18 protein-coding genes are annotated in these 22896 nt (G+C 58.8%); 11 read left to right on the forward strand and 7 right to left on the reverse strand.

The window, feature by feature from the left end:
- The first annotated feature begins 2 nt into the window (after positions 1-2).
- The 5 genes from MN186_RS05240 to dctP all read left to right on the forward strand — a co-directional run bounded on the left by MN186_RS05240 (position 3) and on the right by dctP (position 5647).
- Positions 3-1028: an ABC transporter ATP-binding protein gene (locus MN186_RS05240; RefSeq protein ID WP_242113249.1), complete on the forward strand. Its 1026-nt coding sequence runs from the start codon at positions 3-5 to the stop codon at positions 1026-1028.
- Entirely contained in the window at positions 1025-2500 is a 1476-nt protein-coding gene (locus MN186_RS05245; RefSeq protein ID WP_242113250.1) for a carboxypeptidase M32, read from the forward strand. The genes MN186_RS05240 and MN186_RS05245 overlap by 4 nt, the downstream gene beginning before the upstream one ends.
- Before the next feature lie 221 nt (positions 2501-2721).
- Positions 2722-3225 carry a TRAP transporter small permease subunit gene (locus MN186_RS05250; RefSeq protein WP_242113253.1) on the forward strand — a complete coding sequence of 168 codons (504 nt, stop codon included), beginning with the start codon at positions 2722-2724 and terminating at the stop codon, positions 3223-3225.
- A 16-nt stretch (positions 3226-3241) separates the two neighbouring features.
- Positions 3242-4537, forward strand: coding sequence for a TRAP transporter large permease (locus tag MN186_RS05255; protein ID WP_255743835.1), 1296 nt, complete (start codon positions 3242-3244; stop codon positions 4535-4537).
- A gap of 18 nt (positions 4538-4555) precedes the next feature.
- Entirely contained in the window at positions 4556-5647 is a 1092-nt protein-coding gene (gene dctP, locus MN186_RS05260; protein WP_242113255.1) for a TRAP transporter substrate-binding protein DctP, read from the forward strand.
- A gap of 98 nt (positions 5648-5745) precedes the next feature.
- On the opposite strand, the gene MN186_RS05265 is transcribed toward dctP, so the two are convergent.
- The 6 genes from MN186_RS05265 to MN186_RS05290 form a co-directional block, all read right to left on the reverse strand.
- Positions 5746-6825 carry a quaternary amine ABC transporter ATP-binding protein gene (locus MN186_RS05265; RefSeq protein ID WP_242113256.1) on the reverse strand — a complete coding sequence of 360 codons (1080 nt, stop codon included), beginning with the start codon at positions 6823-6825 and terminating at the stop codon, positions 5746-5748.
- A gap of 12 nt (positions 6826-6837) precedes the next feature.
- Positions 6838-7869, reverse strand: a complete 1032-nt coding sequence (locus tag MN186_RS05270) for an ABC transporter permease (protein WP_242113257.1) — start codon at positions 7867-7869, stop codon at positions 6838-6840.
- A gap of 100 nt (positions 7870-7969) precedes the next feature.
- Positions 7970-8941, reverse strand: a complete 972-nt coding sequence (locus tag MN186_RS05275; protein ID WP_242113259.1) for a glycine betaine ABC transporter substrate-binding protein — start codon at positions 8939-8941, stop codon at positions 7970-7972.
- 87 nt (positions 8942-9028) lie between these two features.
- Positions 9029-10000, reverse strand: a complete 972-nt coding sequence (locus MN186_RS05280; RefSeq protein WP_242113260.1) for an ABC transporter substrate-binding protein — start codon at positions 9998-10000, stop codon at positions 9029-9031.
- A gap of 398 nt (positions 10001-10398) precedes the next feature.
- The gene (locus tag MN186_RS05285; RefSeq protein ID WP_242113262.1) at positions 10399-12009 is read right to left on the reverse strand and encodes an ArnT family glycosyltransferase; all 1611 of its coding nucleotides are present in this window, start codon (positions 12007-12009) and stop codon (positions 10399-10401) included.
- Positions 12010-12121: 112 nt separating this feature from the next.
- On the reverse strand, positions 12122-12442 hold the full coding sequence (locus MN186_RS05290; RefSeq protein ID WP_242113265.1) for an ArsR/SmtB family transcription factor: 321 nt from the start codon (positions 12440-12442) through the stop codon (positions 12122-12124).
- A gap of 156 nt (positions 12443-12598) precedes the next feature.
- On the opposite strand from MN186_RS05290, the gene MN186_RS05295 reads away from it, so the two are divergent.
- The 5 genes from MN186_RS05295 (at position 12599) to MN186_RS05315 (ending at position 20006) form a co-directional block, all read left to right on the forward strand.
- Positions 12599-13558 (forward strand): efflux RND transporter periplasmic adaptor subunit, encoded by a 960-nt coding sequence (locus MN186_RS05295; RefSeq protein WP_242113266.1) that lies wholly within the window; start codon positions 12599-12601, stop codon positions 13556-13558.
- Complete coding sequence (locus MN186_RS05300; protein ID WP_242113267.1) at positions 13555-16791, forward strand: efflux RND transporter permease subunit; 3237 nt, start codon at positions 13555-13557, stop codon at positions 16789-16791. The genes MN186_RS05295 and MN186_RS05300 overlap by 4 nt, the downstream gene beginning before the upstream one ends.
- 107 nt (positions 16792-16898) lie before the next feature.
- Positions 16899-18746: an ATP-dependent zinc metalloprotease FtsH gene (ftsH, locus tag MN186_RS05305; RefSeq protein WP_242113268.1), complete on the forward strand. Its 1848-nt coding sequence runs from the start codon at positions 16899-16901 to the stop codon at positions 18744-18746.
- Positions 18739-19671 carry a DnaJ C-terminal domain-containing protein gene (locus MN186_RS05310; RefSeq protein WP_242113269.1) on the forward strand — a complete coding sequence of 311 codons (933 nt, stop codon included), beginning with the start codon at positions 18739-18741 and terminating at the stop codon, positions 19669-19671. Before ftsH ends, MN186_RS05310 begins: the two co-directional genes overlap by 8 nt.
- Positions 19671-20006, forward strand: a complete 336-nt coding sequence (locus MN186_RS05315) for a chaperone modulator CbpM (RefSeq protein WP_242113272.1) — start codon at positions 19671-19673, stop codon at positions 20004-20006. Before MN186_RS05310 ends, MN186_RS05315 begins: the two co-directional genes overlap by 1 nt.
- A 17-nt stretch (positions 20007-20023) precedes the next feature.
- On the opposite strand, the gene MN186_RS05320 is transcribed toward MN186_RS05315, so the two are convergent.
- Positions 20024-20761, reverse strand: a complete 738-nt coding sequence (locus MN186_RS05320; RefSeq protein WP_242113274.1) for an SDR family NAD(P)-dependent oxidoreductase — start codon at positions 20759-20761, stop codon at positions 20024-20026.
- 242 nt (positions 20762-21003) lie between these two features.
- On the opposite strand from MN186_RS05320, the gene MN186_RS05325 reads away from it, so the two are divergent.
- A complete protein-coding gene (locus MN186_RS05325) occupies positions 21004-22878 on the forward strand; it encodes a PHA/PHB synthase family protein (RefSeq protein WP_242113276.1) in 1875 nt (624 codons plus the stop codon).
- The last annotated feature ends 18 nt before the right edge of the window (positions 22879-22896 follow it).

A 22896-nucleotide genomic window follows, 5' to 3' on the forward strand; every position in this document is an offset into this window, starting at 1 on the left:
CCATGACCGACCCTATTTTGAAGATCGAAAATGTCTCGAAACGATTCACACGGTGGCCGGGAATGGCCGAACGGCTGGTGGGCAAAATCACTGGTGGCGGCAAGCCGGTGACTGTTCACGCACTGTCTGATGTTACGTTGCACGTGTCGCAGGGCGAGGTGCTGGGTATCGTGGGGGAATCTGGCTGCGGCAAGTCCACATTGGGCCGTGTTGTGGCCGGCATCTATGCCCCAAGTGATGGCAGTGTGACGCTGAAGGGTGACCCTATCGTGCGCGAACATGGCAATAGGATTGATAAGTTGACGACGCAGGTTCAGATGATCCATCAGGATCCTTTCGCGTCGCTAAACCCGCGTATGAAGGTGGGTGAGACATTGGCCGAAGGGCCGCGCTATCACCGGATTATCCCGTCCGGCAAGGTGCGCGAAGGAATGCGCGAGCTGCTTGAGAAGGTCGGGCTTGAAGGCGCCTATGCCGACCGGCTTCCGCACCAGTTTTCCGGGGGGCAACGTCAGCGTGTCGCGATTGCCCGCGCGCTAGCGATGAAGCCCGAGGTTTTGGTGTTGGACGAGGCGGTTGCGTCGCTTGACGTGTCAATACAGGCACAGGTGTTGAACCTGTTTATGGACCTGCGCCGCGATCTTGGCCTGACCGCGCTGTTTATCAGCCATGATTTGTCAGTCGTGCGTCACGTTTGTGATCGTGTGGCAATCATGTATCTGGGCCGCCTTGTCGAACTTGCCCCCGCGGATGAATTGTATGCTGACCCGAAACACCCTTACACGGCGGCGCTTTTTGCCTCTGTTCCGACGGTGGGCACCGGAAAACGGAAGTTCGAAGCGATCAAAGGTGAAATTCCGTCCCCGATCAACCCGCCCCCGGGTTGCGCGTTTCATCCCCGCTGTCCACTGGCTGGCCCCCGTTGCCGGGTCGAGGCACCGCGTTTGACAGGCGCGGGCCCCGCGCGCACGGTCGCCTGTCATTTGAATGATGGCGGCGTGGACACCAAAGCAGAGACTGCCGCATGAAAAATGATTTGAGTATCCGCGTTGGGCGGTTGAATGATGTGCTGTGCACGGTGAATCTTTTGAACTGGGATGCGCGCACGCAAATGCCGTCGGACGGAGCCGAAACGCGAGGGCATCAGGTTGCAACCCTGATGGGTGTCGCGCGCGAGATGCTGTTGGACCCTGCGATGCAGGACGCGGTCGCGGGTGCCGGAGATGACCCAGCTGCCTGCGCCGTGCAGAACGCGATTGACCACCACGCGCGTCTGCCTGCCGAATTGCTACAGGCGCAGGCCGAACACGCAACCATTGCTGGCGCGGCGTGGGCAAAGGCGCGTGAGGCGTCGGATTTTTCCGTGTTTCAGCCCCATCTTGAAAAGATCGTATCCCTCGCCCGCGACAGCGCACAGGCGTTGGGTTATGATGACCATCCCTACGATCCGATGGTCCAGATATTTGAACCGGGCGAGACGGCACAAAGCCTTGCCACCTTCTTCGACGCCCTGCGCGCTGGCTTGCTGCCGGTGCTTAACGCCGCCCGCAATCGGCCCGCTCCGCGTACCGACTTTCTATATCGCGACTATCCACCCGAATTGCAGCACCGCTTCGCCGCCGACACGGCGCGGGCGCTTGGCTATGATTTCGACCGGGGGCGACTGGACACCGCGGTTCATCCGTTCGAGGTGAGTTGCACCCGCAACGACGTGCGTATTACCGCGCGCTGGCCACGAAATTATCTGCCCATGTCGATTTTCGGCAGCATTCACGAAGTCGGCCATGCATTGTACGAACAAGGTATTGATCCGGCGCATACGCGCAGTGCATTTGCAACCGATATGATTGGGCTTTATGCAGTCGGCGGCACCAGTTTTGGGATGCATGAAAGTCAATCGCGCCTGTTGGAAAATCACGTGGGCCGTAGTCCAGCATTCTGGGCCGCGCACTACGCCCGCCTGCGCGACACCTTTCCCGAGCAGCTGGCCGACGTCACCGAGGCTGAATTCGTTGCTGCCATCAACCGGGTCGAGCCGGGCCCGATCCGCGTCGAGGCCGATGAACTAAGCTATGATCTGCATATCATGTTGCGCGTTCGGATCGAGATGGCGCTGATGGATGGATCACTGGCGGTGCGCGACATTCCCGATGTCTGGAACGCCGCGATGCGCGATGATCTGGGGTTGGACGTTGCGGACGACGCTTTGGGTTGTCTTCAGGATGTGCACTGGTCGTCTGGCTACATCGGATCGTTTCCGACTTATACGATTGGCAATGCGACCGCTGCCGCGCTTATGGCGCATTTCGATGCAACCCAACCCGGTATCCGCCGCGCGCTGGACCACGCCGATACCGGACCGTTGCGCGCGGCGCTGTCGGATGTGGTATGGCGGCATGGCCGGTCGCGCAGTCGTGCGCAGTTAATGTCTGCATTGGGAATAAAGGCAAATGATCCGCAGCCATATCTGACCTATCTCGCCAACAAATTCTCTGGTTGATCGGCGCACGTGAAGTCGCTTGACGCTTCGTCATGGTAGCCTTGGTGCATATACTTCGGGTGCCGCGCTGCGGCTTGCTGTATGCTTCGGCGCAGAAAGAAGGGCCTAAGCATTTGGAATGTGGCGCTTAACTGGTCTGCAATCCTTAGGGTAGTAATACCTAAACCCCTTGTATCAGATCAAATCACCGATAGGATGCTCCAGCGGAGGAGGAAACCAGCATGATATTTCGTTTCATCGACGGCCTGAACGAGGCTGTCGGACGGGTCGTTTCCGTCGTTGCAGTCATATTCGCGGCGATCATTATTTTTGATGTGTTTATGCGATATGCGATGAATGCACCCACCCGATGGGCGTTTGATGTCACCAAGATGCTCTATGGCTTCTATTTCGTTCTGCTGGGCGGGTACGCGCTGCGTCACCAAGCCCATGTCCGTGTCGATCTGGTCACGGAAAAGCTGTCTCGCACCGCGCGCCGGTTTGTCGAGGTGTTGGGCTACCTGATCTTTTTCTTCCCCTTCGCATGGGTTTTCATGACGCGGTCTTATGAGTTTGCAATGCGATCTTATGTGCAGGGCGAGACCACATATGGATCGGTGCAGCTGCCTGTTTATCCGTTAAAAATGGCGATGGCGATCGCGGCCGCGCTGTTGATGATGCAAGGGATTTCCGAAGTCCTGAAACTTGTTTTTGACCACCGAGAGGACACGCCCAGTGACGCCTGAATTAATCGCAATTGCCATGTTCGGCCTGCTTTTGCTGGGCCTTTTCATGGGGCATCCGCTGGCTTTCGTGCTTGGGGGCACAGCTGTTCTGGGCACCTTGATCGCGGGTAAGCCGATGGTGCTGGGGATCGTGATCAACCGGATTTTTGGCGATGTGCTGGATAATTTCACGTTGATCGCCATTCCGCTGTTCATTCTGATGGCACGATTCCTGTCTGACAGTGGCGTGACCGACAAGATGTTCGAATCCCTGCGCTTGATGATGTCGAACGTACGGGGCGGGCTGGCTTTGGCGGTTGTTTTCATCTCGATCCTCTTGGCGGCGACGACGGGGATCATCGGGGCCTCGATCACCGTTATGGGCGTGATGGCGCTGCGCCCGATGCTGCAATATGGCTATAGCCCCACACTGACTACGGGGGTGATCGCGTCCTCGGGCTGTCTGGGCATCCTTATTCCGCCGTCGATCATGTTGATCCTGATGGCAAGCTATTCACCCCTGTCGGTGGGTGAGCTGTTCGCGGGGGCGATGATACCGGGCGTGCTGCTTGGGCTGCTTTATGCGGTTTGGGTGGTGATCGTCGCCATTGTGCGGCCCGATATGGCCCCCGCCGTCGAGCCGGACGAGCAGATCAGCAAACCCGCGCTGGCCCGTATGTTGGCGATCGAGGCTGTGCCTCCGTTGGTGCTGATCCTTGGCATTCTTGGGTCATTGCTGGCGGGCATCGCAACCGCGACCGAAGCATCGGCCATCGGCGCCGCGTTGGCTCTGGGCATTGTGATCCTGCGCGGCAAGTTCACCTGGCGCAGCTTTTATGGCGCGATGTTGGAAACGGGCCGGACCTCGGCGATGATCCTGTTCATCGTGGTTGGGGCGACCGCGTTTACCGGCGTGTTCAATATTACGGGCGGCTTGCGCGCGACGCAGGAAATCATCCGCGGTCTGGATATGGAGCCGTGGATGCTGATCACCATGATGCTGTTCATCGTGTTCATTCTTGGCGCATTTCTTGACTGGACCGGCATCGTTTTGCTGTCCTTCCCGATCTTTCTGCCGATCGTACAGGAAATGGACGTAAACCTGCTGTGGTTCGTGGTGCTGATGTCTGTGGTTCTGCAGACCTCGTTCCTGACGCCGCCCTTTGGATACGCGCTGTTTTACTTACGCGCGATTGCGCCATCATCCGTCAAAACGATTCACATCATCCTCGGGGTGCTGCCGTTCATCGGTCTGATCCTGATGATGTGTCTGGCCGTGGCACTGGTTCCGCAACTGGTGACGTGGCTTCCTGAAACCCTTTACAACAACTAAAACTGAGGAGGTATTCCGTTGACTGTAAAAACATCCATTCTCGCAGGTGCCGCACTGGCGGCCGGGGTGGCGACGCAAGCCGCTGCCCAAGAAAGCTGGACCATGACAACGACTTGGCCCACATCGCTTGAGCTGATCGAGATCGACAAGCATTTCGTGGATCTGGCCAACAAGCTGACCGGCGACGCCCTGACCATCGAATTCTTCGAAGGCGGCGCACTTGTGCCGGCGGGCGAAGTGTTCGGCGCTGTGGAATCCGGCACCATTCAGGCTGGCGCTGACTGGCCGGGGTACTGGGCTGGCCGTAACTCTGCCTTTTCGCCGCTGGCGACTACGGCAAGCCTGTTCAACGCAGTTGATTACGTCAACTGGATCGAACAATGGGGCGGCGCCGAGATCTATAACGAGATCTACGGAAAATTCGGTATGGTCTATCTGCCTTATGGCGTAACCAACAACGAATCCGGTTTCCGCACCAACGAAAAAATCGCCTCACTGGATGATCTTCAGGGCAAGCGCCTGCGCCTGTCCGGGCTAGAGCAAGGGCGCCTGCTTGAAAAGCTGGGTGGCAGCCAAGTCTCGATGGCCGGTGGCGAAATCTATCAGTCGCTGGAACGCGGCGTGATTGATGGCGCGGAATTCTCGACCCCGAACGTTGATTTCTCGGGTGGGTTCCATCAGGTGACGAAATACTGGGCCACCCCCGGTTGGCACCAATCGGCGTCGATCTTTGGCGTGATGATCAACAAGGCATCATGGGATGCGTTGTCGGATGAGACACGCGAAAGCCTGAAAGTTGCGGCGCAAGCCAACCTGGTTTGGTCGCTGTCGTTCACTGAAAAACGGGCCACCGAAGCCTATCAGCAATTCCAGGACGCGGGCATTGAAATCACTCGCTATGACGACGAAACGCTGGCAAAGGTTCAGGAAATGGCCAACGAGGTGATCGAACAGACCGCCTGCGAGAACCCCGATTCTGCCAAGGTGTATCTGAGCCAGCTTGAATATCTGGCAGATTACGCCAAATGGCGTGATGCGTCGGCGCCGTTCAATCTGGGACGCACGCCGAACGGGCCGGACATCGAAAAAATCCGCGCCTGCGCGAACTGATCGGTCCACAAACATGAAGATAGAAAGGCCCGCAGCGATGCGGGCCTTTTTCGTTGGTGGATATCCGTGGCGCAACAGCCGGCGGCTGCGATGCGAGGTCAACCGCTGCGACGTGCGCTGTCAGGGTCGTCGGATTGTTCGGACGGCACCAAGGCGCGAACAAGCTTGCGCATGTTCAGGAGCCCCACGGGTGCGCCGTCTTTTATCACACGATAGCTAAGCGTGGTGTCGCCTTCGGACAGGGCGATGACGGATTCGAGAGTGTCGTCATGGTCAATATCGCCTGCCGTTTCGGCAAGCGGCTTGGTTGTGCGTTCCATGACCGAGCGTACACGAAGCACGCGGGCGCGGTTGATGTCGCTGACGAAGTCTTCGATATATGGGTCGGCAGGGTTCAGCAGGATATGCTGCGGTTCGCCCTGTTGTACGACAAACCCGTCCTTCAGAATGACAAGGTGATCGGCAAGCTTTAGCGCCTCGTCCAAGTCGTGGGTAATAAAGACGACAGTTTTCTGAAGTTCGTTTTGCAGTTCAATCAGCAGGTTTTGCATATCGGTCCGGATCAGCGGATCAAGCGCCGAGAATGCCTCGTCCATCAGCATGATGTCGGAATTGCTGGTCAGGGCGCGGGCAATGCCCACCCGTTGCTGCATGCCGCCGGACAGTTGGTGCGGATACTGATCGCCCTGTCCTTCCAGGCCAACGCGGTCCAGCCATTTGCGCGCCTCGTCGGCATATTTGCGTTCCCGTTCGCCTTCGACCGATGGCGCAAGTCCTGCATTCTGCAACACGGTGCGATGCGGGAACAGCGCGAATTTCTGAAACACCATCGACATCTGGACCTTGCGCAGCTTGCGCAGCTGTTTGTCGTTGTATTCAAGGATGTTCTCGCCATCAACCCAGACTTCGCCCGCGGTGGGTTCGATCAGGCGGTTCAGGTGGCGGATCAGGGTCGATTTCCCCGAACCCGACAGCCCCATAATCACTGTCGTCTTGCCTGAGGGCACATCAACGTTGATGTCATTGAGACCCAGCACGTGCCCGTGCTTTTCTTGCAGCTCGGTCTTGCCCATGCCGTTCTTGACCTGTTCCAGCGCCTCTTGCGGACGGGCGCCGAAAATCTTGTAAAGATGGCGGATCGAGATTTTGATGTCGTTTTCGCTTTGCACGTCTTTCATTGGTCAATCCCCCTAGCGCGGCTGGCTGGCGTTGATGCGGGCAAGAGCCGCTTTGGTGACACGATCTAGGATGATTGCCAAAAGGACGATCCCCAGACCGGACAACAGGCCGACGCCCAGCTCAAGGTTGCGAATACCCCGCAGGACCAGAACGCCAAGACCGGGTGCTGACACCAGCGATGCGATCACGACCATGGCGAGGCTCATCATGATGGTCTGGTTGACGCCTGCCATGATGTTGGGCAGCGCCAGCGGGATTTGCACGCCATAGAGTTTCTGCCTCTTCGTCATGCCAAACGCATCCGCCGCTTCGATCACGTCCTTGTCCACAAGGCGGATTCCCAGATCCGTCAGCCGGATCACCGGCACCATCGCATAAAGGATGATCGCAATGCCATAGAGCTTGGGTTCTGTCACCGAGAACAGGAAGATCAGCGGGATCAGATAAACAAAAGGTGGTAGCGTTTGCAGCATGTCAAGGATCGGGATCATCACACGCTGCACCTTGTCGCTGCGGGACATGGCGATGCCCACGGGCACGCCGATGATGACACATATGACAGCACAGACAAAAATGATCGCCAGCGTTTGCATCGTGTAATCGTAATAATCAACGAACGCGAGGAACCCGAACGCTGCCGCAACCAGGCCGACCAGCTTGAACGAGCGTCCGACGAGATAGACGATCAGCATCAGCGCAGGGATCATGATCCACCACGGCGTCGCCTGCATCAGCCAAAGTGTGTTTTCCAGCGCCCAGCTGAGCGGCTGTGTGATCGGATCAACGACAATCTTGAGTGTGTCCTTGATGTCAAGGAACCCGCGTTCCAGCCCGAGGGTCAACTCACGTGACTGGGGGATCTTGTCGCAAGCCTCGTGCAGGGCGTCGAGCGACGGGAAGGGTGTGTCCCACGCCGAAACGGTTGCTTCCTCCCCCGAGGTTTCACTCAGAAGGTCGGCCATGGAGGAAAGTCCCCCGCCGCCCGCATCCCCGCACCAGTCGCGCAGGCCCAACCCGTCGAATACGAAGTCGTAAGTTGCCATCTATCCCTTATCCCTCATGTCGGCCGCGCATCGGCCTTGTTGTTTGCAATTTAGGTTTCGCGGCCGGCACATCACGTGATGCCGGCCACCGGTCGAAAGATCAGTTATCCAGCAGTGTCGACAGACGCGTGCGCGCCTCGTCGCTTAGCCATTCAGACCATTTTTCCTTGTTTTCAAGCATCCAGTGCACGGCGGTTTCTTCGGGCGAGGCGTTGTTTTCGCCTTTCCACGCCAAAAGCGTGCTCATCTCGTCGGTATCAAAGCTGATATGACTCATCAGGTCCGCAATCTCGGGCTTTTCGTCGACCAGACGCGTTGTCGCCACAGTATAAACAAGGCTTGGCGGGTATGCGCTGGGTTTGGGATCTTTCACATCCGGATCAAGGTTGGCTTCATGCACATCCTGAATTGCCGGACCGATATCAACCATGGTCATGTCATACCGACCCATGATCGCAGTTGGTTCCCAGTAATAGCCGAACCACGGCTCTTTCTGCTCGTATGCAGCGGCCAGCGATGCGGCTAGCGTCTCACCACCGCCATGATCGAAGATTTCGATCCCGGCTTCTTCAAGCCCGTAGGCGCGGGCGATGTTGTGGTTGATGATATTGCAGACCCATCCGCCATCGGGGCAGTTGTTAAAGCGGTTTCCAACCAATTCGGGATTGTCGAGAATACCTTGAATTGTCTTAAGCTCCGGGTGCTCTTCGGCAAGATAGGTGGGAATCCACCACGCTTCGACACCGCCGGGATCAAGCACTTTGGTCAAATCCTTGATCACGCCATCCGCCTTGAGCTTATCATAAGCGGCACCGGCAGAGTTGACCCATAGTTCGGTGACAATATCGGGTTCATTGTTTTCGGCCAGCGACGTCAGCGCCGGAATGGTATCCGATGGTACGCGCGTCACGGTGCAGCCATATCCCTGTTCCATCAGGAAAGAGGCAATTTCAGTGGTGATAATCGCCGAGGAGAAGGTCATCTCGGTAATGCTTACTTCGCCGCAATCCGCAGAGGCGATAGCTGGTGCCGCAACAGAAATGGCGGCGGCAGACAAAATTCGTTTTATCATGATCGCGTTACCTTTTATTGTTGGTCTATCGAAATAAAGCCAAGGGACGGCACTAGTGCGCCGTCCCTTTTATCTTTTCACATCAACTTACTTAAGCAACGCCGAAAGCTTCTCTTTCGCGTCGTCATTCAGCCAGCTGCTCCACTCGTCCTTGTTGTTTTGCAGGTAGTAAACGGCGGCCTCTTCGGCGGTCGCGTTGTTTTCATCCTGCCAGGCGAGAAGACTGCTCATTGTGTCGGTCTTGAACGTGATGTTGGTCAGCAGCTGCGTCTCTTCGGGATGCTTTTCGCTGAATTCTTTGGTCACGATGGTCAGGACCGGCGCGGTCGGGAAGGCCGACGGCTTGGGGTCGGGATTGTCGGCGTTCTGGTTGGCCGCGTGCGATTCTTCATCATAATCGCCCAGATCGACGCTGACCATGTCATACTTACCTAGGGGTGTGGTGGGCGCCCAGTAGTAACCGAACCAAGGTTCTTTGCTTTCAAAGGCCGATGCCATCGAGGTTGCCAGCGTCTCGCCCGAGCCGTGGTTGAACACTTCGATGCCATGCCCTTCCAGATCGAAGGCGCGCGACAGGTTGTCGCTGGCGATGCGACAGCCCCAGCCGTCGGGGCAGTTGTTGAACATGCCGCCGACCAGATCGGGGTTTTCCAAAATGCCCTCGATGGTTTTCAGCTCGGGATGCTCTTCGGCCAGATAGGATGGAATCCACCAGCCTTCGACCCCGCCGGGGTCCAGCACGCTGGTCAGTTCAACGATCTTGCCGTTCTGCTTCAGCTTGTCATAAACCACGCCAGCCGAATTGGGCCACAGTTCAGGAACGATATCCGGCTCGTTGTTTTCGGACAGTGAGGTCACAGCGGGCGTCGTATCGGATGGCACAACCGCAACGTCGCAGCCATACCCCTGCTCAAGCAGGAATTTCGAGGCGGCGACAACGATCTTGGCCGAGGCCCAGTTCATTTCCGCCATCGACACTTCGCCGCATTGGTCTTGGGCCAGCAGCGCCGAAGGTGCTGCGATGGTCGCGAAGACTGCGCCATAGAATGTGCGTTTCATCTTGTCTTTCTCCTTCATCTTCCTTGATGGACGGCGACTTTATGCCACCAACCATATGAAGCCCCTCAACGTCGGGCGGCTTCTGCACTTCGTTCAGATAACGTCATGCGCAAGCGAGCCACCCCAAGACTTGAAGTCGCGTTCAGGGATAAACCTATCGCTCTGACCGCAGAGTTCAACCAACTAATAGCCTGTTTGCGACATTGTACATGTCGCATTTATGTGGTTAGGGCGGCAATTTACGAGAGGTTTCAGGACGGTTTCCCCTAGCGAAACAGCGTATCGTTTCCCGGCCCCGATCCGTTTGGATTGCGGCGAAAAAATGATTGCTGAAGACAGGTGCTGCGAGGGATTAGAACCTTAAAAAGATATTAATATCAATGGGATATATATGTGAGTTAGTTGTCCGTTCGCCGATAAACCACATAAGCCCCGTGCGATGTCCAGAGCGCGTATTTACTAGCCAAGACATCCCGAACCGGCTGCCCGGCTGGACCATCTAGTGCCTTGTTTTGTTCAGGCTGCCAAAGAATGTACTTTGGTTGTTTTTTCATGGTTTCTTCGAAGATATCGCCATCAAACTTCCCGTTATCGCGCAGCAAATCCACGAATAAGGGTTTGAAAATGTTGGAGGGATGCGTGGCGTATTTGTTCAGCGGGGGCTGTTTCAAATACCAATATACAAGCTGCCCACCCAGCGCGAAAACCCTGTCATCAGCGGCTTGATCCTGCGCAATTTCGCGCGCCAAAGTGGCGATGGTCTGGTCCTGTTTTATCCCTTCGTAACCTGTGGACAGGACATGGACCGTGCCGGGTAGGGTGCGCAGCATTGTCGTGACGACCATCACCAGCACCAGCAGTTTGAACCGGGGGCGGTCGTCGTGTTCAATCGCCTGTGCCGCAGCGATGGCAAGAAACGGGACCAGCTGGATCAGGTGGTGCCACGTGGCGGCCCCGTTCATACTCATGCCCAGCACAACCGACGCGCCCGTGAGCGCGATCAGGAATGCTTCGCGATCTGCGGTGATGTGGGCGAAGGTCTGACGTGGCTGTTTCAATCGCTGCCATGGCCTCGTCCTCACGAATGCCCACACAGCAAGGAATAGAAAAATGCCCCAGATGTCAGGGTAGAAAATACCGACAACCGGCGTGACCAACACAATCGCCAAGAAGATGAGGAATGGCGACAGCTGGCCCGAGGCATATTCAAGCGGTGCCGTCACGTTGGCGAAGATGAATAGGTCCAACTGACCCGATAGCACATAGGGCGCAATAACAAGGCCCAACATGGTAAACCCGCCCACCGTGAACAGGGCAAGCGCAGTAGCGTCAGTTTTTGTGCGTGTCCGCACCGCCACGACGATCAGATAAATTCCCAGCGTCAGCGCAACAAACGCCATGTTCGTCCGCGTGACCGTTGCGGCCCCGATCAACAGCCCGGCCAGCGCGAACATCCAGACGCGATCACCCGCGCGCATCAGGGTATAAAGCCCAGCCAGCACCAGCGTGATGGCCAGCGTTTCGGTATAGACGCCCTGCGCCTCGGACACACTTTGCGCGCAGATGGTCATGACGGCGGCGGACAGGGCGGTGGCGTAGCTGCCGTGGCGTTTGCAAATCAGAAAGACCAGCACCGCCATTGCAAACACGCAGGCCGCACCGAACATGCGCACTGTCACCATCGTGTCGCCAAAGATCGCCAGCGCCGCGCCCAAAGCATAGGTCAGGCCGGGGGGTTTGATGTCCCAAGTCTCGGTATAGGGCAGGTGGCCGTGGGCGAAGCTGGAGCCGACAAGGATGAAGGTGCTTTCGTCCCAGTTGAACACCTCGGTTTGCAGGCTTCCGATGCGCGAGATCAGCGTCAGTGCCAGCAGGGTCAGGATGGTGACACTTGTGTGGGTCAGAGTCGGGGGCTGCTTTGTCTGAACGCGGTCGAACACAGCTTCGGCAGCATGAACCTTGGTTTCCAAGGCCATTTTGACGTTCTTCAGCTTGTCGATATGCCGCACGGAGCCAGACCTGATCTGATGGGGAGCCTTGGCGGGTGTTTTACGGCAGGCCAGACGGAATGTCCAAGTAATCGCCGCGCTTGGGGCGGGATCGTGCTGGATAAGCCACGGTTCAGGACGGCAGGTCGCAGAAGCTTGTTTTTAGATGGCCCAGCAGGTCCAGACAACGCGGGTCCGAGATGGTATAGAAGGTTTGAAGACCCTCTTTTTCGCCTTTCACCAAGCCTTCCATTCGCATTTTTGCCAAGTGTTGCGAAATTGCGGATTGTGACAGGTCGGCGACTTTGCACAGTTCGGACACCGTGGCGCGACCAGCCGCAAGGCGGCACAGGATGAGCAGTCGCCGCGTGTTGGCAAGCTGCTTGAGCAAGGTGGCGACTTCGTCGGCCTGAGCCTTGAGGTCGGCCATCGGATCGGTGTTGGTTGACGTCATCGCATCACTTCGCTTTGGTGGACGGAACTGGACTTGACACTATTTTAGTGTTTACTAAATTAGAAGTTGCTAATATATAAGTCAAGAGTACCCGGTGCCAACTTGCCGGGCGCACACACGGATACGCACAAACCCGCCCAAACCAAAGGCGCTGCCATGTTTAGAACACTTCTTCTCTCTCTTCTTCTTGCCGGGCCGGTGATGGCCCAGACCCATGACGTGACGCCCAGTGATCTGGCGGACCGAAAGGCTGTCTTCGCCACGGTTGAAAGTGTCGATACCCTGACTGCGCGCACGCGGATTGGCGGCACTATCGTCGATTTGATGGTAGACGAAGGTGATATGGTCGCGGCCGGTGATGTTGTGGCGCGGGTGGTCAACGAACAGATGGCCCCGCAGATTGCGGCCGCTACGTCGCAGGCCGCATCGCTGGACGCCGAACTGGCACAGGCACGCGACGATCTGAAACGGGCCGAGGATTTGCTGACCCGTGGTATTATCGCACAAACCCGCGTGGATCAGGCGCAAACCGCCGTAGCGGTGCTGGAAGGGCGTCTGGCGTCGGCCCGCCAATCGCGCGACGTGTTGGTGCAGCAAGAACGCGAGGGCGAAGTGCTGGCCCCCGCCGCAGGTCGTGTGCTGGATGTCAAAAGCCCGATGGGCAGCGTGATGATGCCCGGCGAGCCGGTGGCGATCATCGCGTCTGATCACTATCTTTTGCGGCTAAACCTGCCCGAACGCCATGCCCGGTCCATTGCTGAAGGTGACGAGATCGAAGTCGCAGGTGCCGCCTTGGGCGGAGAAGTGGGCCAGACTGGTGTGATCAGGCAGGTTTATCCCTTGATCCAGAACGGCCGCATCACGGCAGATGCAGAAGTGGGCGGGCTGGGCAGCTATTTCGTGGGCGAACGCGTGCGGGTCTATATCACCGTGGACACGCGGCAGGTGATCATTATCCCGCGCGATTTTATCACCACGCGGTTCGGCAATGATTTCGTAACATTGCAAACGGCGGATGGCACGCGCGAGGTGGTGGTTCTGCTGGGCGAAGAAACTGCGGACGGTGTTGAAATTCTTGCAGGGTTGTCGACTGGCGACAAGCTGGTGCAACCATGAAATTGGGTATTTCAGGGCATCTGACCAAGGCATTCATCCGCTCGCCCCTGACGCCGCTTCTGCTGCTTGCCTCGCTTGCGATGGGGCTGATCGCGCTGGCGGTGATTCCGCGCGAGGAAGAGCCGCAAATCTCGGTCCCGATGGTTGATGTGATGGTGCGTACCGACGGCCTGCGTGCGCCCGATGCGGTCGAGCTGGTGACAGAACCGCTTGAGGCGATCCTGGGGTCGATCAATGCGGTCGAGCATATCTATTCGCAAACCGAAGATGATCAGGTGATGGTCACGGCGCGGTTTGACGTGGGCACCGACCCTGACGCTGCGATTCTGCGTGTGAATGAACGCATCATGGCGAACATGGACCGTATCCCGCAGGGCATTCCGCAGCCCTTGATCATCGGGCGCGGCATCAATGACGTGGCCATCGTCGCGCTGACCCTGTCGCCCACGCCCGAAGTCGCCAAGCATTGGGACGACCGCGCACTGTATTCACTGGTCGAGGAATTGCGCGCCTCGCTTATGTCGGTCGAGGATGTGGGGCTGACCTATATTGTGGGTGGGCGCACCGATCAGATCCGCATCGAGCCTGATCCCGAACGGTTGGCCCTTTATGGTGTGACCCTGCAACAACTGGCCGCCCGTGTGGGCGAGGCCAACCAGACCTTCCCGGCCGGGTCCGTCACCGCACTGGATCAGAGTTTGACGGTGACGGCGGGGCAGACCCTGCGCGGCCCCTCAGACATTGGTCTGTTGCAACTGACCACCCGCGACGGGCGCCCGGTTTATGTGCGCGACGTGGCTGACATCCTCGTTGGTGGCGCGCCGGTGGATGCGCGCACCTGGACCATGACCCGCGACGATCACCACGCGGACTGGACGCGCTTGCCAGCCGTGACTTTGGCGATTGCCAAGCGCGAAGGTGCCAATGCGGTTCTGGTTTCTGAGCATGTGTTGGAGCGACTGGAGCTTCTGCGCGGCGGCCTGATCCCCGAAGGTATCATGGTCGAGGTCACCCGGAACTATGGTGAATCCGCCGATGAAAAAGCCGATGAACTGCTGTTTCACTTGGGTTTGGCCACCATTTCTATCGTGTTGCTGGTGACGTTTGTCATTGGCTGGCGCGAGGGCATCGTGGTTGCCATTGTCATTCCGACCACCATTCTGCTGACGCTGTTTGCCTCGAACATGATGGGCTACACGATCAACCGGGTGTCGCTGTTCGCGCTGATCTTCTCGATCGGTATTCTGGTGGATGATGCCATTGTGGTGATCGAAAATATTGCCCGCCATTGGGCCATGCGCGATGGGCGAAGCCGCGTCACCGCCGCGATTGAAGCGGTGGCCGAGGTGGGCAACCCCACCATCGTTGCCACCCTGACCGTGGTGGCCGCCCTTCTGCCGATGCTGTTCGTGTCGGGCCTGATGGGTCCATATATGGGGCCGATCCCGGTGAATGCGTCCGCTGCGATGATCTTTTCCTTCTTTGTTGCCGTCATGCTGACCCCGTGGCTGATGCTGAAGATCGCCGGACGCGGCGGGGCCGAAGCTGGCGGACACGATCATGAAAGCGAAGGCGTACTGGGCCGTCTGTTCCGCCGGGTCGCCGCGCCTGTGATCGCCAACCGTTGGCGGGCCGGTGTGTTTCTGGTTGTGGTGCTGGTTCTGACCGGCGGCTCGATGACCTTCTTCTTTGACCGCACCGTGGTCGTGAAGCTTTTGCCCTTTGACAATAAATCCGAGTTTCAGGTTATTCTGGACATGCCCGAAGGCACCAGTCTTGAGCGCACGGAACGCGTGCTGACCGAAGCCGCTGAACGGCTGGCGGCGCTGCCCGAGGCAACCTCGATCCAGCTTCATGCGGGCACAGCGGCACCCTTCAACTTCAACGGGCTTGTGCGGCACTATTACCTGCGCGCGCGGCCAGAGCTGGGCGATTTGCAGGTCAATCTTGAGGCCAAGCATCACCGCGACCGCTCGTCCCACGACATCGCGCTGGCGGCGCGTGAGATGCTGGCAGATATGGATATACCCGAAGGGGGGTCAATTCAGGTCGCGGAAATCCCACCGGGGCCGCCGGTGCTGGCGACCTTGCTGGCCGAGATCTATGGCCCTGATGCTGATACCCGGCGGGCCGTGGCGCGCGAGGTGCGCGAAGCCTTTGCCGCGGTGCCGTATGTGGTGGATATCGAGGACAGCTTCGGCCAACCCCGCCCACGTCTGCGGTTGGCAATTGATCAGGACAGTCTGGAGTTCTTCCGCGTCCGTCAAAGCGATGTTTATGACACCATTCGCGTCTTGTTTGACGGGATGCCCGTGGGCTATTCCCATCGCGGTGAGGGGCGCGATCCGATCGAAATCCGCGTGGCGCTGCCGCGCGGCGAGTTGAACTGGTCCGAACGTCTGGCCTCGACCCCCGTGCCCGCAAACCTGTTGCCAGGCGACCGGGGTGTGGTTGAATTGGGCGATGTGCTGACCGTCACGGAAGAGGCCGGAAGCTATCCCATCTTCCGCCGCAATGGTCGTTTTGCCGAAATGGTGATGGCCGAGATGGCGGGCGACTTTGAAGCGCCGATCTATGGGATGATCGCCGTGCAAGACGCGCTGGACGACCGGCCCTGGACCGCCGACGTGCCGCAACCGGAAATCAGCCTGCACGGCCAACCCGCCAGCGATGCAACCCCTACCCTGTTGTGGGATGGGGAATGGGAGGTGACATATGTCACCTTCCGCGACATGGGCGCGGCCTTCGGGGTGGCGATCCTGGCGATCTATGTGCTGGTGGTGGCGCAATTCGGGTCGTTCCGGGTGCCCTTGATCATCCTGACGCCCATTCCCCTGACCTTCATCGGGATCGTGTTCGGACATTGGGTGTTCGATGCGGCGTTCACCGCAACCTCGATGATCGGGTTCATTGCGCTTGCGGGGATTATCGTGCGCAACTCGATCCTGCTGGTGGATTTCATCCGGCACGGGGCCGAGGGGGATGAACCCCTGCGCGACACGCTGCTGCGCGCGGGTGCGATCCGGTTCAAGCCGATCCTGTTGACCGCAATCGCCGCGATGATCGGGGCCGGCGTGATCCTGACCGACCCGATTTTTCAGGGGCTTGCGATCTCGCTTCTGTTCGGGCTGGCGTCGTCCACGTTGCTGACGGTGCTGGTAATCCCGGCGATCTATGTGCTGTTCAAGAACGCGGATGCGCCCTATCGGCCCGTTTCGCTTGACGCAGAGTAACCGTAAGGGAAAACTGACGGAAATTAACGGCGATCAATTTGGCGGCCTGTGAAGGCGCTAGGATGCGCGGCGGACGCGACCCCCCGCGACAAAACCGGAGACACCACATGGACCGCAAGCAACAATTCAACATCTGGTATGTCCTGATCGCGTTCATGGGCATAGTGCTGCTGCGCGACCTGTGGGTGCAAAGCCAGACCATCGAGGCGATCCCTTACAGCCAGTTTGAAACCTATCTGGCCGAGGGCGCGATTGACGAGGTGGTTATTGGCAGCAACAAGATCAGTGGCACATTCGACATGCCCCAGGACGGTAAAACCGGATTCGTGACGACCCCTGTGCCGCCCGATCTGGCTGACCGGTTGAACGAAACGGATGTGACCTATTCGGGCGCGGTTGAAAACACGTGGTTCACCACGCTTTTGTCGTGGCTTCTGCCTGCGTTGTTTTTCGTCGGGATCTGGATGTTCGCGATCCGTCGTATGGGCGGCGGGCAGGGCATGGGTGGTCTTATGTCCGTCGGCAAAAGCAAGGCCAAGGTCTATGTCGAAAGCGACACGAAGGTTACTTTTGATGACGTGGCAGGCGTGGATGAAGCAAAGACAGAACTGCAAGAAGTTATCGATTTTCTGAAAAACCCCAAGGAATACGGCAGTCTTGGCGCACGGATGCCCAAGGGAATTTTGCTGGTCGGCCCGCCGGGTACGGGGAAAACCTTGCTGGCACGTGCCGTGGCCGGTGAGGCCGGGGTGCCGTTCTATTCCATTTCCGGCTCGGAATTTGTCGAGATGTTCGTGGGCGTGGGCGCGGCCCGTGTGCGCGACCTGTTTGAGCAGGCGCGCGAAGCGGCGCCTGCCATCATCTTCATCGACGAGCTGGACGCATTAGGCCGTGCGCGCGGAGCGGGGAATATTCAGGGCGGCAATGACGAACGTGAACAGACGCTGAACCAGCTTTTGTCGGAACTGGACGGGTTCGATCCGGCGGAAGGGCTGGTACTTTTGTCAGCCACCAACCGGCCCGAAATCCTTGACCCCGCGCTTCTGCGCGCCGGGCGGTTTGACCGTCAGGTGCTTGTGGATCGGCCCGACCGGGCGGGGCGGGTGCAGATCCTCAAGGTCCATATGAAGAAGATCGTCCTTGCCGCAGATATGGAACTGGACGACATCGCCGCGCTGACCACCGGCTTTTCGGGTGCGGATTTGGCCAATCTGGTGAACGAAGCCGCGTTGCTGGCGACACGGCGGCGCGGTGAAAAAGTGACCATGGCCGATTTCACCCACGCCATTGAACGCATCGTGGCGGGTCTTGAGAAACGCAACCGTCTGATCAACCCGCGCGAACGCAAGATCGTAGCCTATCACGAGATGGGGCATGCGCTGGTCAGCATGGCGCTGCCCGGGGTGGACGAGGTTCACAAGGTCTCGATCATTCCGCGTGGGATCGGGGCGTTGGGCTATACGATCCAGCGCCCGACCGAGGACCGGTTCCTGATGACCGAGGCCGAGCTGCGCGACAAGATCGCCGTGCTGATGGGCGGCCGGGCCGCTGAAACTCTGGTGTTTGGGCATCTGTCCACCGGGGCTGCCGACGATCTGGCCCGTGCCACGGATATCGCGCGGTCGATGGTGGCGCGCTATGGGATGGACGAGGGCCTTGGCTCGGTCAGTTATGAGGCCGAAAGGAGCAGCTTTCTGGGCGACCGCACGCCGGGGTATTACGAACGCACCTACAGCGAGGCGACAGCCGAGGCGATGGATCAGGCCGTGCGCGAAGTGTTGCGCGAAGTCTCGGAGCAGGCATTGGACATTCTGACCAACAACCGCGATATTCTTGAGCGTTCCGCCACACGTCTGCTAGACGTAGAGACACTGGACGAAGCCACATTGCGCGATCTGGCGAAAGGTCTGCGCGGGTCGGCACAGGGCAAGCCAAAGGTTGCAGCGAATGAGTGACGATCCCTACAAGGTTCTTGGTGTCGGCAAGGACGCCACACAAGCCGAAATCAAGAAGGCTTACCGCAAGCTGGCCAAAACCCTGCACCCTGATCTTCATCCCGGAGACAAGGCGAAGGCCGCCGAATTTCAGGCCGTGACCGCTGCGTATGACATTGTCGGTGATGCGGATAAGCGAAAACGCTTTGATGCGGGTGAGATTGACGCAAGCGGGCAAGAACGGCCTCAGCGGCAATATTACCGCGAATACGCAGACACCGACCCGCAGGGGCGATACGCGTCCGGCGCGGGCTATGGCGATTTTGATGATCTGTCCGGCGTGTTTTCCGACCTGTTCGGCGCGCGCGCTCAGGCACGGACAGGGCGCGCGCAGGGGTTCGCCGCGCGCGGTGCGGATGTGCGTTATCACCTTGAGGTCGATTTCATGGATGCCGTGCGTGGCGCGAAACGTCCTGTGCCCCTGCCTGATGGTAGCGCGATTGACCTGACCATTCCGGCGGGCGTGCGCGACGGGCAGACGCTGAGGCTGCGTGGCAAGGGGCAGCCGGGGTTCGGGGACGGGCCTGCGGGGGATGCCTATGTCTCGATCACGGTACGGCCGCACGAGGCGTTTACGCGGGATGGCAGCGACATTGAGATCGAGGTTCCGATCACCTTTGACGAAGCGGTTCTGGGCGCGAAGATTGAGGTGCCGACCCTGACGGGCAAGGTCGCGATGAGCGTGCCCAAGGGCGCGTCATCGGGGCAGCGGCTGCGGCTGAAGGGGCGGGGCGTGAAGCCCGCCAAGGGGGCGGCAGGCGATCAGTATGTGCGCCTGAAGATCGTGACCCCAACCAAACCTAACGCCGAGATGGAAGCGATTGCGCGACAGTGGCGGGACACCGTCGACGAAGACCCCCGCGCCAAGCTCTGGAGGGATGTGTGATGCTGAATGAACAGGATGTTGTCGCCACCGTGCGCCGGGTCGAACTGCGCGAGCTTCGGTTGTGGGTAAACGAAGGCTGGGTCAAGCCCGCACAGGGTGAAAGCGGCCCGGTGTTCGACGATCTGGATGTGGCGCGTATCCGGTTGGTGTGCGACTTGCGCACCGATATGTCGCTGCCGGATGACGCGGTGCCGGTGGTCTTGTCGCTGCTGGATCAGGTCCACGGGTTGCGGCGCGAGTTGCGCGGGCTGGTCGAGGCCGTCGAGGCCCAGCCTTCGGTGACAAAGAAGGCCGTGATCGAAGCGTATCGCGCACGGCTGCCTGACGACGACTGACGCACCCGCGCAGGGTCCTAGTGCAACATGACGCTGCCGCCATCGGCCATCACGGTTTGGCCGGTCATGTATTGGCTTGCGTCACTCAGCAAGAACATCACGATGGGCGCGATGTCTTTGTGGGGGTCACCGAAGCGGCCAAGGGGCACTTTGGCGGCGACTTCGTCATATTGGGCGCGGTGGGACTCTTTCCATTGGATGACCCCTTCGGTCAGGGCCAGTGGGGATACGATGTTGACCCTTATTCCGTCCTTGGCCCATTCGTTGGCGGCAACGCGGCTAAGGCCGCGGATCGCCTCTTTCGCGGCGGCATAGCTGGCTTGGTTCGGTTGCCCATACAAGGCAGCACCCGACCCGAAGTTCACGATGGCACCGCCGTTCTTGGCCAGCTCGGGATGAGCCGCCTGCATGAAATTATGCGTGCCCCAGAACCCGGTGTCGAAGGACAAGGCCCAATCCTCGGGCGTCTGGTCAAGCAAGGGCTTCTGCCGCGAGGCATGTGCGTTGTTGACCAGCCCTGTCAGCTTGCCGAATTTCGACACGGCAAGGGCGACGGCGTCGCGTGCTACCTGCTTGTCCGAGATATCGCCCTTCAGAAACGCGATGTGGTCGGGGTGGGCTTTGGTAATGGCCAGCCCGGCCTCGTCATTCAGATCGACGGCCACGACCCGCGCGCCGTTTTTCGCAAGCTCTGCGGTGATCGCACCACCAATACCAGCCGCGCCGCCTGTCACGATAATAACCTGATTTTTCATCCTACTATGCCTTTCGGTTACTGCAAATCTTGTCTGAACGGTGCGCTGCACCGAAAGGGGCAACATAGGGCAATCGGGCTGGTATGAATTAACCCTGATCAACATTGGCAGGTTGTTGCGCAAACCGGCGCGCTTAACGGACGTTAATGAAGCGATGAGCGGCGGTTCCTATTGTAGTGTGGTATGCGGCTCTCACCGCGCCCGGTGGTGTGGCCACGCATTGAACACGGAAGGGAAAGCAGATGGCACGACCCAAGACGAAAGACGCGACCGAGACAGACAAGGTTCTGCCCTTTCAACCCCAACGCAATACCGCTGGTGACGCGGCAAAACACAGTGACCCTGCCCGTCAGTCATTGCCGCCCGAGTTGTCGCTGCGATGCGACCATGTGCGGCCGGACAATTACAGCACCGAAAGTATGGATCACGCCTTCAAGGCGTATCTGGCGCGGTTTACCCAAGGCGTGACCCCCTTTGGCCTGTCGTCTTTGTTCTTCAACTGGTGGGTGCATCTGGCCGGTTCGCCCGCCAAGCATGTGCAATTGATGGAAAAGGCGCAGCGCAAAGCCGCCCAACTGGCGATCACAACCAGTCAGCAGATTCTGAAAGGCGATGCCGACCCGTGCATCCTGCCGCTGGGACATGACAAACGCTTTGATGCGCCGGAATGGCAGAATTGGCCTTTTAGCCTGATCTATCAGAACTTTCTGTTGACACAGCAGTGGTGGTATAGCGCCACCAACGATATCGACGGCATGTCGCGTCGCGATGAACAGGCGGTGTCCTTCGTGACGCGTCAGATTCTGGACATGATGTCGCCTGCCAACAGCATCTGGACCAACCCCGAGGTGATCGCCAAGACAATACATGAAGGCGGGGCCAACCTGATCCGTGGTGCGCAGAACATGATCGAGGATTGGGAGCACGCGGTGTCTGGCAAACCTCCGGTCGGGGCCGAAGATTACCTGCCAGGCCGCGATGTGGCCGTGACGCCGGGCAAGGTCGTCTATCGCTCGCACCTGTTCGAGCTGATCCAATATACACCGCAGACCGATACCGTCGCCGCCGAGCCGATCCTGATCGTGCCAGCGTGGATCATGAAATACTATATTCTCGATTTGTCGTCTCATAATTCGTTCGTGCGCTATCTGGTCGAACAGGGACACACGGTGTTCATGATCTCGTGGCGAAACCCGGATGCGGATGACCGTGATCTGGGGATGGCCGATTATCTGGAGGCAGTGGGCCAGGCGCTGGACGCGGTCGGCGAGGTCGTTCCCGACGCGCCAATCAACGCCGTCGGCTATTGTCTGGGCGGCACGCTTCTGGCGGCCAAGGCCGCACAGATGGCGCGCGATCATGATGACCGTTTGAAAACCATGTCGCTTCTGGCCACGCAGGTCGATTTCAAGGATCCCGGCGAATTACAGCTGTTCATCAGCGAAAGCGAGGTATCGTTTCTGGAGCACACGATGTGGGATCAGGGCTATCTGGACACCAAACAGATGGCGGGTGCGTTCCAGCTTCTGCGCTCGACCGACCTGATCTGGTCGCGTTATGTGCATGAATACCTGATGGGCGGCCGACAGGGGATGTTCGACCTGATGGCATGGAACGCGGATGCAACCCGGATGCCATACAAGATGCACAGCGAGTATCTGCGCAGCTTTTATCTGGACAACGCGCTATCGCAGGGCCAGTACGAGGTCGGCGGCAAGCCGGTCGCGATTACGGACATTTCGGCGCCGGTGTTCTGCGTGTCGACGACCGGGGACCATGTGGCGCCATGGCAATCCGTCTATAAACTGCATCTGTTGTCGGACACGGACATCACGTTTGTCTTGACCTCGGGTGGGCATAATGCGGGGATCGTCAGTGAGCCGGGGCATAAGGGGCGCAGCTATCAGTTGACGACGACGCCCCACGGCATGAACTATGTCGCGCCCGAAGACTGGCGCGCGCAGGCGCCGCTGAAAGATGGATCGTGGTGGCCAGAATTTGTAACATGGCTTGGCGCCCAATCCAGTGGCAAGGTCAAGCCGCCAGCGATGGGGCGCGCGGGTGTTGACACCACGGCGCTGGTGGATGCACCGGGGACATATGTATTTCAACGCTGACCTACTGGGCAGGAACAA

The organism is Aliiroseovarius sediminis (genome assembly GCF_022678485.1).
In the GTDB taxonomy this organism is placed as follows: Bacteria; Pseudomonadota; Alphaproteobacteria; order Rhodobacterales; family Rhodobacteraceae; genus Aliiroseovarius; species Aliiroseovarius sediminis.

Excerpts from the sequence above, each read along its gene's own strand:
- MN186_RS05320 (WP_242113274.1), bottom strand. The coding sequence starts at position 20,761 with ATGAAAAATCAGGTTATTATCGTGACAGGCGGCGCGGCTGGTATTGGT.
- MN186_RS05275 (WP_242113259.1), bottom strand. The coding sequence starts at position 8,941 with ATGATAAAACGAATTTTGTCTGCCGCCGCCATTTCTGTTGCGGCACCA.
- MN186_RS05325 (WP_242113276.1), top strand. The coding sequence starts at position 21,004 with ATGGCACGACCCAAGACGAAAGACGCGACCGAGACAGACAAGGTTCTG.
- MN186_RS05315 (WP_242113272.1), top strand. The coding sequence starts at position 19,671 with ATGCTGAATGAACAGGATGTTGTCGCCACCGTGCGCCGGGTCGAACTG.
- MN186_RS05270 (WP_242113257.1), bottom strand. The coding sequence starts at position 7,869 with ATGGCAACTTACGACTTCGTATTCGACGGGTTGGGCCTGCGCGACTGG.
- MN186_RS05250 (WP_242113253.1), top strand. The coding sequence starts at position 2,722 with ATGATATTTCGTTTCATCGACGGCCTGAACGAGGCTGTCGGACGGGTC.
- MN186_RS05310 (WP_242113269.1), top strand. The coding sequence starts at position 18,739 with ATGAGTGACGATCCCTACAAGGTTCTTGGTGTCGGCAAGGACGCCACA.
- MN186_RS05240 (WP_242113249.1), top strand. The coding sequence starts at position 3 with ATGACCGACCCTATTTTGAAGATCGAAAATGTCTCGAAACGATTCACA.
- MN186_RS05280 (WP_242113260.1), bottom strand. The coding sequence starts at position 10,000 with ATGAAACGCACATTCTATGGCGCAGTCTTCGCGACCATCGCAGCACCT.
- MN186_RS05300 (WP_242113267.1), top strand. The coding sequence starts at position 13,555 with ATGAAATTGGGTATTTCAGGGCATCTGACCAAGGCATTCATCCGCTCG.
- MN186_RS05245 (WP_242113250.1), top strand. The coding sequence starts at position 1,025 with ATGAAAAATGATTTGAGTATCCGCGTTGGGCGGTTGAATGATGTGCTG.
- MN186_RS05265 (WP_242113256.1), bottom strand. The coding sequence starts at position 6,825 with ATGAAAGACGTGCAAAGCGAAAACGACATCAAAATCTCGATCCGCCAT.
- ftsH (WP_242113268.1), top strand. The coding sequence starts at position 16,899 with ATGGACCGCAAGCAACAATTCAACATCTGGTATGTCCTGATCGCGTTC.
- MN186_RS05290 (WP_242113265.1), bottom strand. The coding sequence starts at position 12,442 with ATGACGTCAACCAACACCGATCCGATGGCCGACCTCAAGGCTCAGGCC.
- MN186_RS05255 (WP_255743835.1), top strand. The coding sequence starts at position 3,242 with ATGTTCGGCCTGCTTTTGCTGGGCCTTTTCATGGGGCATCCGCTGGCT.
- MN186_RS05295 (WP_242113266.1), top strand. The coding sequence starts at position 12,599 with ATGTTTAGAACACTTCTTCTCTCTCTTCTTCTTGCCGGGCCGGTGATG.